This window comes from Thermomonospora curvata DSM 43183 (assembly GCF_000024385.1).
GTDB classification, from domain to species: domain Bacteria; phylum Actinomycetota; class Actinomycetes; order Streptosporangiales; family Streptosporangiaceae; genus Thermomonospora; species Thermomonospora curvata.
Genome location: NC_013510.1, coordinates 4,114,064 through 4,128,506 on the forward strand (window position 1 = coordinate 4,114,064; position 14,443 = coordinate 4,128,506).

The 14,443-nt window shown below is 71.7% G+C and carries 8 protein-coding genes; 6 read left to right on the forward strand and 2 right to left on the reverse strand.

Annotated elements, in window-relative coordinates; all coding sequences use genetic code 11:
• Positions 1-53: 53 nt before the first annotated feature.
• Positions 54-830 (reverse strand): SDR family NAD(P)-dependent oxidoreductase, encoded by a 777-nt coding sequence (locus tag TCUR_RS17640; protein ID WP_012853898.1) that lies wholly within the window; start codon positions 828-830, stop codon positions 54-56.
• A gap of 105 nt (positions 831-935) precedes the next feature.
• On the opposite strand from TCUR_RS17640, the gene TCUR_RS17645 reads away from it, so the two are divergent.
• Complete coding sequence (locus tag TCUR_RS17645) at positions 936-3,908, forward strand: DEAD/DEAH box helicase (protein WP_012853899.1); 2,973 nt, start codon at positions 936-938, stop codon at positions 3,906-3,908.
• Positions 3,905-4,666 carry an SWIM zinc finger family protein gene (locus TCUR_RS17650; RefSeq protein ID WP_012853900.1) on the forward strand — a complete coding sequence of 254 codons (762 nt, stop codon included), beginning with the start codon at positions 3,905-3,907 and terminating at the stop codon, positions 4,664-4,666. Before TCUR_RS17645 ends, TCUR_RS17650 begins: the two co-directional genes overlap by 4 nt.
• Before the next feature lie 219 nt (positions 4,667-4,885).
• On the opposite strand, the gene glgP is transcribed toward TCUR_RS17650, so the two are convergent.
• The gene (glgP, locus tag TCUR_RS17655; protein ID WP_012853901.1) at positions 4,886-7,477 is read right to left on the reverse strand and encodes an alpha-glucan family phosphorylase; all 2,592 of its coding nucleotides are present in this window, start codon (positions 7,475-7,477) and stop codon (positions 4,886-4,888) included.
• 436 nt (positions 7,478-7,913) lie between these two features.
• On the opposite strand from glgP, the gene TCUR_RS17660 reads away from it, so the two are divergent.
• The 4 genes from TCUR_RS17660 to TCUR_RS17675 all read left to right on the forward strand — a co-directional run bounded on the left by TCUR_RS17660 (position 7,914) and on the right by TCUR_RS17675 (position 14,437).
• Entirely contained in the window at positions 7,914-9,884 is a 1,971-nt protein-coding gene (locus TCUR_RS17660; RefSeq protein WP_217265543.1) for an alpha-1,4-glucan--maltose-1-phosphate maltosyltransferase, read from the forward strand.
• Between the two features lie 116 nt (positions 9,885-10,000).
• Entirely contained in the window at positions 10,001-11,800 is a 1,800-nt protein-coding gene (treS, locus tag TCUR_RS17665; protein WP_052305695.1) for a maltose alpha-D-glucosyltransferase, read from the forward strand.
• An 8-nt stretch (positions 11,801-11,808) separates the two neighbouring features.
• Positions 11,809-13,221 carry a maltokinase N-terminal cap-like domain-containing protein gene (locus TCUR_RS17670; RefSeq protein WP_012853904.1) on the forward strand — a complete coding sequence of 471 codons (1,413 nt, stop codon included), beginning with the start codon at positions 11,809-11,811 and terminating at the stop codon, positions 13,219-13,221.
• Between the two features lie 436 nt (positions 13,222-13,657).
• A complete protein-coding gene (locus tag TCUR_RS17675) occupies positions 13,658-14,437 on the forward strand; it encodes a glycosyltransferase family 2 protein (protein ID WP_245536889.1) in 780 nt (259 codons plus the stop codon).
• Positions 14,438-14,443 lie beyond the last annotated feature (6 nt).

The window sequence follows — 14,443 nt, forward strand, 5'->3', positions numbered from 1 at the left end:
CCGCTCACCGTAGGGGGATCCCGGCGGCACCGGCTATGCGCATCGTGCGCACTTCAGTCGCCGATTTTTGTCTCGGCCGCCAGTTGCCACGCCCGATTGACCGCCGACCGCAGCAGAAAACGCGGCGCCAGGCGCAACAGGGGCAGCAGCGCTTTGTACTGCCCTCCGGGCACGCACAAGGCGCGTCCGGCGGCCACCGCCTCCAGCCCCGCGCGGGCCACGTCCACGCGCCGCAGCCACAGCAGATTGGGGCCGGCGGTCTCGTCCGTGCGGGTGAACCCCGGGCACAGCGCCGTCACGTGCACGCCCTTGCCCTGCAATTCCGCGTGCAGGCTTTCGGTGAAAGCCTGCACGTACGCTTTGGTCGCCCCGTATGTCGCGCTTCCCGGGGACGGGGTGAAGGCCGACATGGAGGCCACATTGAGCACGCCGCCCCGCCCGCGTTCGATCATGCTCGGCAGTGCCGCGTAAGTCAGCCGCACCACCGCCCGCACGTTCAGGTCGATCTCCTTGAGCTGGTCTTCCAAGGGAATCTCGGCGAACGCCCCGAACGCGCCGTAACCGGCATTGTTGATCAGCAGGTCCACCGGTTCACCGCGCAATTTCCGCTCGACCCGCTCCAGCTGGGCGGGGTCGGTGAGGTCGGCGGGCAGCACCTGCACCCCCACCCGGTGCCGCTCGGCCAGGCGGCCGGCCAGCCGTTCCAGCAGGTCCGCGCGGCGCGCCACCAGCACCAGGTCGGTGCCGCGCGCCGCCAGCAGCGCCGCGAACGCCTCGCCGATGCCGCTGGAGGCGCCCGTCACCAGGGCTGTCCGGAATTCCTGATGCATGCCCGGGATGGTACTCCTCGTGCCGCAGTGACCCCCGGGATGTCAGAGCCCGCTGCTAACTTCTGTGGCCGCCTGCAGCCGTCCTCGTCCGGGGGGCCATGACCGATGCTCATCGCCCACGCCGTCTGGCACGGCGGCGCCCTGTGCCTGTGGGCCGAACGGCCCGGCGGCCCCGGCGGAGCAGACGGCCCCCGGTGGCACCCCTGCGCCACCGCCGACTTCGACGGCACCTCCTATGCGCCGTTCACCGCCGACGCCCCACCGATCACCCTCGACCTGCTGCTGCCGACCGTCACGGGCCGTCCGCTCCTTTCCTCCGAGGCGTCACCCGAAGCGGGCGCAGAGCCGCGCCTGCAGTCCTGGAGGGTGCCGGCGCGGGCGCTCGCCCCGCTGACCGCCATGGCGCTGCTGGGGCACACCGAGCGCGCCGCCGATGTCGCCGCAGGGGACGATCTGCGGTTCTTCGCCCTGCTCGCCGGCATCGCCGCGCAGCTCGTCCGGCAGGGCCGGGTGCTGCCCGCCCTGCTGCGCGAGGACGGGGAAGCGGTCGCCCGCTGGCGGCCCGCCCTGGTCGATCCCGCCTTCATCCAAGCGCTGGCCGCCGCGATGCCGCCCGCCTGCCGCGCGGCCGACGGCGGACGGCCCGCCGGGCGGGTGCTCGGCGAGGCCCTCGGCTGCCTCACCGACACGGTGGTGCGGGGCGTCGTCCCCCACCCGCTGCTGCCACCGCGCCGAGGCGGGGCGGCCGGCCCGCCGCCCCTCGCCGAACGCTGGGCGTCCGCGCTCACCGGCCCCGACCCCCGCGTCCTGCGGGAGCCCGGCGACGACCTGGACGGGCTGAGCGCCGAGCTGGCGGCCTGGGCCGCCTCCGCCGGGCCGCCCGGCCCGCTGCGCACCTGTTTCCGGCTGATCGAGCCCGATCCGGCCGGCGACCGCGACGCCTGGCGGATCGAGTTCGCCCTGCAGAGCACCGAGGACCCCAGCCTGTACGTCCCCGCCGCCACCGTCTGGGCGGGCGGCGCCCCCTTTCTGCCCGAGGCCGCCGAGGCCCTGCTGAGCGGGCTCGGCCGGGCGTTGCGGCTGTTCCCCGAGCTGGCCGCGGCCCTGCGCGGCCCCGCCCCCGCCGAACTGCGCACGGACGTCACCGGCGCCTTCCGGTTCCTGCGCCGCTCCGCCCCGCTGCTGGCCGCCGCCGGTTTCGGCGTGCTGCTCCCCCGCTGGGGCGACCGGCCCCGGCTCGGGCTGAAACTCACCGCCCGCACCCGGCCCGAACCGGGCGCCGTCACCTCTTCCGGTTTCGACCTGGGCACTTTGCTCGACTTCCGCTGGGACCTGGCCATCGGCGACCAGCCCCTGACCGAGGAGGAGCTGACCGAGCTGGCCCGGCTCAAGGCCCCGCTGGTCCGGCTGCGCGGCCGGTGGGTCGAGCTGGACGAGGCCCAGCTGGAGGCGGCGCTGGACTTCCTGCGCCGCCCCCGCACCGGCGCCATGTCCGCCGGGCAGGTGGTGCGCGCCGCCGTCCACGCCGGCGGCGACGCCCTGCCCCTGCTGGGCGTCGATGCCGACGGGCCGCTGGCGGACCTGCTGTCGGGCCAGGCCGAACGGCGGCTGACCCCCATCGCCACGCCGGAGGGTTTCAAGGGGACGCTGCGTCCCTACCAGGAGCGGGGCCTGGCCTGGCTGGCGTTCATGAGCTCACTCGGACTGGGGGCGATCCAGGCCGACGACATGGGCCTGGGCAAGGGGGTGGTGACGCTGGCGCTGCTGGTCCACGAGCGTCTGCACAACCCCGATGTCGCGCCCACGCTGGCGGTGCTGCCGATGTCGCTGGTGGGCAACTGGCAGCGGGAGGCGGCCCGGTTCACCCCCGGGCTGCGGGTCCACGTCCACCACGGCGGCGGACGCCACCGGGGCAAAGCGCTGGCCGAGGCCGCGGCGCGGGCCGACCTGGTGCTGACGACCTACGGGACGGCGGCGCGGGACGCCGCCCTGCTCGCCGGGATCACCTGGGAACGGGTGGTCTGCGACGAGGCCCAGGCGCTCAAGAACAGCGGGACGCTGCAGGCGCGGGCGGTGCGGAGCATCCCGGCGCGCACCCGCATCGCGCTGACCGGGACCCCGGTGGAGAACCACCTGACCGAGCTGTGGTCGATCATGGAGTTCGCCAACCCGGGGCTGCTGGGCCCCCGGCGGGTCTTCCGGGAACGCTTCGCCGTCCCCATCGAGGAGCGGGGCGACCGGCGGGCGCTGGCCGAGCTGCGGCGCATCACCGGGCCGTTCATCCTGCGGCGGCTGAAGACCGACTCTGCGATCATCTCCGACCTGCCGGACAAACAGGAGATCAAGGTCTACTGCAATCTGACCGCCGAGCAGGCGTCGCTGTACCAGGCGACGGTGGACGACATGCTGGCGCAGATCGCCGAGGCCGGCTCGAGCGCGGCGCGGCGCGGGCTGGTGCTGGCGACGATGGCCCGGCTCAAGCAGGTGTGCAACCATCCGGCGCAGCTGCTTCGGGACGGCTCGCGCCTGGCGGGCCGGTCGGGGAAGCTGGAGCGGCTGGAGGAGATCTGCGCCCAGGTCGTCGAGCGGGGCGAAAAAGCGCTGGCGTTCACCCAGTACGCCGAGTTCGGCGCGATGCTGCAGCCGTACCTGGCGGCGCGGCTGGGCTGCCCGGTGCTGTGGCTGCACGGCGGCACGCCCCGCCGCGTGCGCGATGAGCTGGTCCGGCGTTTCCAGGAGGAGGCGGAGCCGGCGGTGTTCCTGCTGTCGCTGAAGGCCGCCGGGACGGGCCTGACGCTGACGGCGGCCAATCACGTGGTGCACATCGACCGCTGGTGGAACCCGGCGGTGGAGGACCAGGCCACCGACCGGGCCTTCCGCATCGGCCAGACCCGCGATGTGCAGGTCCGCAAGCTCATCTGCGTCGGCACCCTGGAGGAACGGGTGGAGGAGATGATCGAGCGCAAAAAGGCGCTGGCCGGCAGCGTGGTGGCCACCGGTGAGGACTGGCTGACCCGGCTGTCGGTGGCCGAGCTGCGCGAGGTGCTGCGGCTGTCGCCGGAGGCGGTGAGCGGTTGACGGCGGGTGACGGAGGGGCCGCCGCGGCGGGTGACGACGCCGGGCGGATGTGGTGGTCGCGGCGCTTCCTGGACGTGCTGGGGTCGTTCACCGATCACGGCCGGCTGCACCGGGGGTGGACGTACGCGCGTCAGGGGCGGGTGAAGGATCTTCGGGTGCGTCCCCATGAGGTGAGCGCCCGGGTGTTCGGGCCGGAACCGTACGGGGTGGCGATCGGCGTCGGCCCCATCGATGAGGACTCCTGGCGGGCGGTGGCGGCGGAACTGGCCTCCCAGCCGCTGCTGCGCGCCCGCCTGCTGGAGGGGGAGACGCCGCCGGAACTGGAATGGGCGTTCGCTCAGGCGGGCGTGCCGCTGTTGCCGGACTCGCCCCATGACCTGCACCTGATGTGCGAGTGCCCCGGCTACGGGGAGCCGTGCGAGCATGCGGCGGCCGTGCTCTGCCTGCTCGCCGAGGCGTTCGACCGCGATCCGTCCCTGCTCCTCACCTGGCGGGGAGGTTCACGGGAGCGGCTGCTGCACGGGCTGCGCCAGGCGTCCGCAAAGGACGCGCCCGATCCGTTCGACGTCGGGGACGAGCCGCTGCGCGCCGCCGGGTTCTGGACGGCCGGCCCCGCCCCGGCCGAGCCGCGCGAGCATGCCGCGCCCGCCCCGCCCGACCTGCTGTTGCAGCTGCTGGACCCGCCGGCGATCAAGATCCGTCGCCGCCCGCTGACCGACGTGCTGAGACCGGCCTACGAGGCGATGTCCCGCGCGTGAGCGGCGTCCATATGGCCGCTCTTCCGTGCCGGGCGCAGGCCGAAAGCCCTGCGGCGCCCGCCGCCCGGCGAAAGGGTGCCCGGGGCGGCGTCCTGCGGCTTGCGGAAACGGCGCGTTGCAGAGGCTCACCGGGCGATCGGCACCGCTTCGGCGGGCACGCCGGCGCCGCCCGCCTGAGCGGGCCGGCGGGTGCGCGGTGGTCCGCTCCGGTCGCCTCGCTCAGCGCAGGTCGCCGTTGGTCATCCCCACCGGTGCCGGCGGCAGGGCGACCAGGCCCAGTTCGGCGGGGCCGGCCAGCAGCCGGTGCCGGGGGACGACGCGGACGCTGTAGCCGAAGGGGCCGGTGCGGTCCAGCGGGATCTCCCCGGTGTAGCGGATCCGGCCGTTCTCACCGCCCTCGCCGGTCAGCTCCAGGTGGGACGGGGAGACGATGGAGTCGGAGGCGTCCACCCGTCCGTAGACGGCCTCCACCAGCACGTCTTCGGGCTTCAGGTCGCCCAGGTTGACCACCGCGCGCACCGTCAGGCGCTCGCCGACGTGCGGGCTCTCCTCCCCCGCCGACTCCACGTGGTCGACCGCGACACCGGGCCAGGCCTTGATCACCCGGTGCTTCCAGGCCGCCAGCTCCCGGGCGCCGGCGTAGCCGTCGGCCGCCATGGCGCGGGCCGAGCGGGCCGCCGGGGTGTACAGCTCGCGCACATAGTCGCGCAGCATCCGGGTGGCCAGCACCTTGGGGCCGAGCGTGGCCAGGGTGTGCTTGACCATCTCCAGCCAGCGGCGGGGCAGCCCGGCGCCGTCGCGGTCGTAGAACATCACCGCCACATGGTCGCTGATCAGCTCATACAGCGCGGCGGCCTCCAGCTGGTCGCGGCGGTCGGGGTCGGACAGGCCGTCGGCGGAGGGGATCGCCCAGCCGTTCTGGCCGTCGTACCACTCGTCCCACCAGCCGTCCCGGATGGACAAATTGAGCCCGCCGTTGAGGGCGGCCTTCATCCCGGAGGTGCCGCAGGCCTCCAGCGGGCGCAGCGGGTTGTTCATCCACACGTCGCAACCGGCCACCATGACCTGGGCCAGCGCCATGTCGTAGTCGGGCAGGAAGACGATGCGGTGCCGCACGTCCTCGGAGTCGGCGAAGCGGACGATGTCCTGAATCAGCCGTTTGCCGCCCTCGTCGGCCGGGTGCGCCTTGCCGGCGATGACGATCTGCACCGGGCGTTCGGGGTCCAGCAGCAGCGCGCGCAGCCGGTCGGGGTCGCGCAGCATCAGCGTCAGGCGCTTGTAGGAGGGCACCCGGCGGGCGAACCCGATGGTCAGCACGTCCGGGTCGAGGGCCTCGTCGATCCAGGCCAGCTCGGCCTCGGAGGCGCCGCGCTGCTTCCAGGAGGCGCGCAGCCGGCGGCGGGCGTCCAGCACCAGCCGCTCGCGCAGGATGCGGCGCACCCGCCAGATCTCGCTTTCGGGGACGTCCAGTACACCGTTCCAACCGTGGCCCTCCATGATCGAGGGCACTTCGCGGGCGGCCAGGTCCATGATCTCGCGGGCCACCCAGGTCTCGGCGTGCACCCCGTTGGTGATCGAGCCGATGGGCACCTCGTCGGTGTCGAAGCCGCCCCACAGGCCGCCGAACATCTCCCGGCTGACCTCGCCGTGCAGCCGGGAGACGCCGTTGACCCGCTGGCCCAGCCGCATGCCCATGACGGCCATGTTGAACACGGTGCGGTCGCCGTCGGGGTAGGTCTCCTCGCCCAGGCTCAGCACCCGGTCCACCGGCACCTCGCCGAGCGCGGCCGACCCGCCGAAGTACTTGCCGATCAGCTCCCGGGGGAAACGGTCGATGCCGGCCGGGACGGGGGTGTGGGTGGTGAACACGGTCCCGGCGCGGACCGCCTCCAGCGCCTCGTCGAACGACAGGCCGTGGTCGGCGATCATCTCGCGGATGCGTTCCAGGCCCAGGAACCCGGCGTGGCCCTCGTTGGTGTGGAACACCTCCGGGGCCGGGTGCCCGCTGATGCGGCAGTAGGCGCGGATGGCCCGCACCCCGCCGATGCCCAGCAGCATCTCCTGCAGCAGCCGGTGTTCGGTGCCGCCGCCGTACAGCCGGTCGGTGACGTCGCGGGCGGCCGGGTCGTTGTCCTCCACGTCGGAGTCCAGCAGCAGCAGCGGCACCCGCCCGACCCGGGCCAGCCAGACCTGGGCGTTGAGGACGCGGCCCTCGGGCAGGGCGATGGAGACCCGCACCGGGGCGCCGTCGTCCTCGCGCACCAGCGTCAGCGGCAGCCCGTTGGGGTCGATGGCCGGGTAGTGCTCCAGCTGCCAGCCGTCCGGGGACAGCGACTGGGAGAAGTAGCCGTGCCGGTACAGCAGGCCCACCCCGATGATGGGCACGCCCAGGTCGCTGGCGGTCTTGAGGTGGTCGCCGGCCAGGATGCCCAGCCCGCCGGAGTACTGCGGCAGCGCCGCGGTGATGCCGTACTCGGGCGAGAAGTAGGCGATGGCGGCGGGTCCGTCCGCGCCGGCGCTCTGGTACCAGCGCGGCGAGGTCAGATAGTCGTGCAGATCGTCCAGGGCGGCGTCCAGCCGGCGCAGGAAGCGGCGGTCCTCGGCCAGCGCCGCCAGGCGGGCCGGGTCCACCTCGCCGAGCAGCCGGACCGGGTCCTGCTGGACGGACTCCCACAGTCCGGGGTCCACCGAACGGAACAGGTCCAGCGTCTCGTGGTGCCATGACCAGCGCAGGTTGAGGACGAGTTCCTCCAGGCCGCGCAGCGGTTCCGGCAGGACGGTGCGGACGGTGAGTCGTCGGATTGCCTTCACGTCTGCTCACGCTATGCGTTGGAGGGCTCACCTGGCGACCCCCACCCGGCCGGTTCCGGGCAAGGGTTACCGAATACTGCCGTTGTCGATCGTTCCCGGGCCGTCCGGCCCCATGGGACGGGAAGATCGGCCGTCCTGCGCCCGCCCGCGCGGGCCGCGGGCTTCACCGCCGCGATACCGGCCCCTGACGTGCCCGCCCGCCGGGCAAAGGGGACTGAGCGCAAGACGTTGCCGAAAGTTAACGTGAGCGGCTGCGCGATCCGGCCTCGAGGGCGGGCATGTCATCTCTGGATGACCGATGGCCGGGCGATTGTTCCCGTTTTGGCGGCAATGATCAGGCAAGGGGTGAGGTATGCGGGTTGACCAGGAGATCGAAAGGGATCAGAATTTGCCCAAAAACCGCCCCTCACGGAAAGCGACGGTGTCTGCCAAAACTGTGATCGGACGGATCCCGATCCTGGACGTGCAGCCGGTGGTCAACTGCGGCCGCTGGCCCGCCAAGGCGGTGGTCGGCGAGACCTTCGAGGTCAGCGCCACGGTGTTCCGCGAAGGACACGAGAAGCTGGGCGCCGGGGTGGTGCTGCGCGACCCGGCGGGCGTGATCTCCCCGCCGCTGCCCATGCGCGAGATCGCCCCGGGGCTGGACCGGCTGGCCACCGAGGTCACCCCGACCGAGCCGGGCATGTGGCATTTCCGGGTGGAGGCCTGGGGCGACCCGATCGCGCACTGGCGGCACGACGCGCAGATCAAGATCCCGCGCGGCCAGGACGTGGAGCTGATGTTCATCGAGGGCGCCCGGCTGTTCGAGCGGGCCGCCGAGCAGATGCCCGCGCACGAGCGCCCGCCCGTCTCCCGCCTGGCCCGCGACCTGGCCGACCCGACCATCCCCCGCCGCGAACGCCTGGAGGCGGCGCTCGCCCCCGACATCAGCGACCTGCTGCTGCGCTACCCGCTGCGCGAACTGGTCACCACCACCGAGTGGTTCCCGCTGGCGGTGCACCGCGAGCGGGCGCTGTACGGCTCCTGGTATGAGTTCTTCCCCCGCTCGGAAGGGGCCTCCTTCGACCCGATGGGACGCCGCGGCCCCATGTCGGGAACGTTCCGAACAGCGATGAAACGGCTGCCGGCCATCGCCGCCATGGGCTTTGACGTGGTGTACCTGCCGCCGATCCACCCCATCGGGCGGACCTTCCGCAAAGGCCCCAACAACAGTCTCACCGCCGGCCCCTACGACCCCGGCTCCCCGTGGGCGATCGGCTCGCCCGAGGGCGGGCACGACGCCGTCCACCCCGACCTGGGCACCATCGAGGACTTCGACGCGTTCGTCGCCTACGCCGGCGAGCTGGGATTGGAGGTGGCGCTGGACCTGGCGCTGCAGTGCTCCCCCGACCACCCCTGGGTCACCGAGCACCCCGAATGGTTCACCCGCCGCGCCGACGGCACCATCGCCTACGCCGAGAACCCGCCCAAGAAGTACCAGGACATCTACCCGCTGAACTTCGACAACGACCCGGAGGGCATCTACCAGGAGGTCAAGCGGATCGTCCGGTTCTGGATGTCCCACGGGGTGCGGATCTTCCGGGTGGACAACCCGCACACCAAACCGGTGCACTTTTGGGAGCGGCTGCTGGCCGACATCGCCTCCACCGACCCGGACGTGCTGTTCCTGGCCGAGGCGTTCACCCGGCCGGCCATGATGCACACCCTGGCCAAGATCGGCTTCCACCAGTCCTACACCTACTTCACCTGGAAGAACTCCCGCCAGGAGCTGGAGGAGTACTTCCGGGAGCTGTCGGGGGACGCGGCGGTCTACATGCGGCCGAACGTGTTCGTCAACACCCCCGACATCCTCAACGAGTACCTGGTGCACGGCGGGCGGCCGGCCTTTGAGATCCGCGCCATCCTGGCCGCCACGCTCTCACCCACCTGGGGCATGTACGCCGGGTACGAGCTGATCGAGAACACCCCGCTGCGTCCCGGCAGCGAGGAGTACCGGGACTCGGAGAAGTACCAGTACCGGCCCCGGGACTGGGAGGCGGCCGAACGCGAGGGCCGCACCATCACCCCGCTGATCACCAAGCTCAACGCCTTCCGGCGTGAGCACCCCGCACTGCACAGGCTGCGGAACCTGCGTTTCCACCACGTCGACCAGCCGGAGCTGATCTGCTACTCCAAGCGCCTGGAGGGCGATGTGGTGCTGGTCGTCGTCAACCTCAACCCCCACCAGGTCCGCGAGGCCACCGTCCACCTGGACATGCCCGCGCTCGGGCTGGACTGGCCGGACCGGTTCGCGGTGACCGACGAGCTGTCCGGCGAGACCTACGAGTGGGGCCAGTCCAACTATGTGCGGCTCGACCCGCACGTTCACCCTGCCCACATCCTCACGCTTCGGAGCAGCAAGAGTTGACCGAGACGCCGTCCGGCCTGATGCCGGAGGAACACAGCGGCCCCGACCTGCGAGGCCACACCCACGCCGAGCACGTGGCCGAGTCGTTCGGCGACGTGCCCTCCGACGCGGTGCAGATGACCGGGGACCCCATCCCCGACACCTTCACCCACGAAAAGCCGCGCGACCCCTACTGGTACAAGCACGCGGTCTTCTACGAGGTGCTGGTGCGCGGGTTCAGCGACTCCAACGACGACGGCACCGGAGACCTGCGCGGCCTCATCAACCGGCTGGACTATCTGCAGTGGCTGGGCATCGACTGCATCTGGCTGCTGCCGATCTACCAGTCGCCGCTGCGGGACGGCGGCTACGACATCAGCGACTACACCAAGATCCTGCCGGAGTTCGGCGATCTGGGCGACTTCGTGGAGCTGGTCGATGAGGCGCACCGGCGGGGCATCCGCGTCATCGCCGACCTGGTGATGAACCACACCAGCGACCAGCACCCCTGGTTCCAGGCGTCCCGCACGGACCCCGACGGGCCGTACGGCGACTTCTACATGTGGTCCGACACCGACGACAAGTACCCGGACGCGCGGATCATCTTCGTCGACACCGAGGTGTCCAACTGGACCTACGACCCGGTGCGCGGCCAGTACTACTGGCACCGCTTCTTCTCCCACCAGCCGGACCTCAACTACGACAACCCGGCGGTGCAGGAGGCGATGCTGGAGGTGCTGCGGTTCTGGCTGGACCTGGGCATCGACGGGTTCCGGTTGGACGCGGTGCCCTACCTGTACGCCCGCGAGGGCACCAACTGCGAGAACCTGCCGGAGACCCACGCCTATCTGAAGCGGGTGCGCGCCGAAGTGGACCGGCTGTACCCGGACCGGGTGCTGCTGGCCGAGGCCAACCAGTGGCCGGCCGACGTGGTGGAGTACTTCGGCGACCCGGCCACCGGCGGGGACGAGTGCCACATGGCCTTCCACTTCCCGGTGATGCCGCGGATCTTCATGGCGGTGCGGCGCGAGCAGCGCTACCCCATCTCCGAGATCATGGCGCAGACCCCCAAGATCCCCGAGAACTGCCAGTGGGGCATCTTCCTGCGCAACCACGATGAGCTGACGCTGGAGATGGTCACCGACGAAGAGCGGGACTACATGTACGCCGAGTACGCCAAGGACCCGCGGATGAAGGCCAACATCGGCATCCGGCGCCGGCTGGCCCCGCTGCTGGACAACGACCGCAACCAGCTGGAGCTGTTCACCGCGCTGCTGCTGTCGCTGCCGGGATCGCCGGTGCTGTACTACGGCGACGAGATCGGCATGGGCGACAACATCTGGCTGGGCGACCGCGACAGCGTGCGCACCCCGATGCAGTGGACGCCCGACCGCAACGCCGGCTTCTCCCGCTGCGACCCGGCCCGGCTCTACCTGCCGGTGATCATGGACCCGATCTACGGGTACCAGGCGGTCAACGTGGAGGCCCAGCAGCGCAACCCCGGCTCGCTGCTGAACTGGACCCGCAAGATGATCGAGATCCGCAAGCGGCACCCGGTGTTCGGGCTGGGCTCGTATGTGGAGCTGCCGGCCTCCAACCCCAGCGTGCTGGCCTTCGTGCGCGAGTACGGCGACGACCGGGTGCTGTGCGTCAACAACCTCTCGCGCTTCCCGCAGCCGGTGGAGCTGGACCTGCGCCGCTTCGAAGGCTGCACCCCGGTGGAGTGCATGGGCGGGGTGCAGTTCCCGGCGATCGGCGAGCTGCCCTACCTGCTCACCCTGCCCGGTCACGGCTTCTACTGGTTCGTGCTGCCGCCGCCGCCCGGCGGCTGGCCCGACGGCTCCGGCGCCGCCGAGCAGTCACTGCGGGAACAGTCCGACCGGGGTGCGGACTTCCCCGCGGATCCCTCGCAGGAGACCCGGCAGACGGCGAAGTGAGGTGATCTGTGCGGCCGCCCGACCGCTCGATCGAACAGGCCCTGATCGGCTGGCTTCCGCGGCAGCGCTGGTTCGCGGGAAAGGGCAGGCCGATCACCGGGGTCCGGATCGTCACCGGCACGGAACTGACCGCACCGGCCGCCGGGTCCGCCGCCGGCGGCCCCGGGCTGCGGCACACCCTCGTCGAGGTGAGTCAGGACGGCGACCGCGACATCTACCAGCTGCTGCTGGGTTTCCGCGACCACCTGCCGGACCGGCTGCGCTATGCCGAGATCCTGGCATCGGACGGGACGCACGTCTATGACGCCGTGCACGACCCGGAGCTGACCGCCGTCCTGCTGCGCAACATCGCCGCGCAGGCCGAGGTGCACCCGCTGAGCTTCCACCGGGTGCCGGGCGCGACGATCGAGACCGAGCTGACCTCGCTGGTCTCCTCCGCCGAGCAGAGCAACACCTCACTGGTGTTCGGCGAGACCTATATCTACAAGATGTTCCGCCGGATCACCCCCGGCGTGAACCCGGACCTGGAGCTGAACCTGGCGCTGACGCGGGCCGGCTCCGTGCACATCCCCCGGCTGCACGGCTGGGCGGAGATGCGCCTGGGCGATGACGTCGCCACGGTCGGCATGCTGTCGGAGTTCCTGCGCACTGCCACCGACGGCTGGCAGCTGGCCACCACCAGCGTGCGCGACCTGTACGCCAGCGACCCGCTGGTGCCCGCCGAGCAGGCCGGCGGCGACTTCGCCGGCGAGGCCGAGCGGCTGGGCACCGCCACCGCGCAGGTGCACCGGGATCTGGCCGAGGCGTTCGGAGTGCGCCGGGTGCCGCCGCAGGCGCTGCGGGAGACCGCCGCCCGCATGGTCGAGCATCTGGACGCCGCCTGCGCGGACGTGCCGGAGCTGGCGGAGTACGCCGAGGCGATCAAAGCGGCCTACCGGGAGCTGGCGGAGCTGCAGCGGCCGGTCTCGGTGCAGCGGATCCACGGGGACTACCACCTGGGGCAGGTGCTGCGCACCGAGCGGGGCTGGGTGCTGCTGGACTTCGAGGGGGAGCCGGCGCGGACCCCGGCCGAGCGTCAGGCCCCCGCCCACCCGCTGCGGGATGTGGCGGGGATGCTGCGCTCCTTCGAATACGCGGCGCGGTTCCTGCTCGCCGGCCACCGGGAGCCGGTGTCCGGCCCGCGTGAGGACTCCGGGCAGGCCATGCTGCTGGAGGGCCGGGCCCGCGAGTGGGCCGACCGCAACCGCACCGCCTTCTGCCGGGGGTATGCGCTGGGCGGCGGCCCCGACCCGGACGCCCACCGGGTGCTGCTGCGCGCCTTCGAGCTGGACAAGGCGGTCTACGAGGTGCGTTATGAGGCCCGCAACCGGCCGTCGTGGCTGCACGTCCCGCTGGGGACGCTGCCGCATCTGACCCGCTGACCTCCGCGGCCGGACCGCCGACCGCAAAGGCCGGTATGGCCGCCGTCGGGCGAAATGCGGCGGTAATGCGTGCAGACCACCGCCGAGCGCCGCAGCCCGCCGACCGGCATAGCCGGTTCAACCGGAAAGATCACGGGCATTCCCAGCCGACTGGGCAATGGCCGATATCAGCGACCTTGCCCGGAAATATCACCTCGATTTTTTTCAGAGTCCTCTGAACCCTCCTTTGCAGTGCCCAGCCCCCATTCGGTGGAAGTGATGCAGGTAGGCACTAGTCCTGCGTCACCTCAGGGAGTGTTCCGTGCGAATCGCCAGAACTTCAGAAATCGCCCCTCCTTCCGCTGGGACTGCGCACCGACCGGCTCCGGGGAATGCCGTGCACTCCCGAAGTCCCGCAATGGTGGAAACGGCCGACGGCCCGCATAGAGTTCCCGTATTGCACCCGCGCAGCCGGCCGGAGCCGGGCGGCCGCCGGGTTCAGTGGCCCACGGTCACCGCGGTGATCCCGACCCTCAACGAGGCCGACAACCTGCGCTGGCTCATGCCGCGGCTGACCGCGGTGGACGAGGTCATCATCGTCGACGGCCAGTCCACCGACGGCACCGTCGAGGTGGCGCTGGCCATCCGCCCCGACGCCAAGATCATCGTGGAGCCGCCGGCCGGCAAGGGCGCGGCGATGCGCACCGGGATGGCCGCGGCCACCGGCGACCTGCTGATCATGCTGGACGCCGACGGCAGCATGGACCCGGCCGAGTTCGACTCCTTCCTGGCCCTGCTGTGCCGGGGCTTCGACTTCGTCAAGGGCACCCGCTACGGCTGCGGCGGCGGCTCCGACGACCTGACCGGGCTGCGCAGCCTCGGCAACCGGATGCTCACCCGCCTGGCCAACCTGCTGTACGGCCAGAACTGGTCGGACCTGTGCTACGGCTATGTGGCCCTGCGCCGCTCGGCGGTGGAGAGGCTGTGCCTGGAGTCCACCGGTTTCGAGATCGAGACCGAGATGTGCGTCAACGCCGTCCGCGCCGGGCTGAAGATCGCCGAAGTGCCCAGCCATGAGACCGAGCGCCGGCACGGGCAGTCCAACCTCAACACCTTCCGGGACGGCTGGCGGGTGCTCAAGACCATGATCCGGCTGCGTTTCAAGGGGCCGCTGCGGCAGGAGCCGCAGGTCGCCGAGCCCGAGCCGCTGCCCTCGCTGAGCGCCGCCGCGGAGTGAGGACCG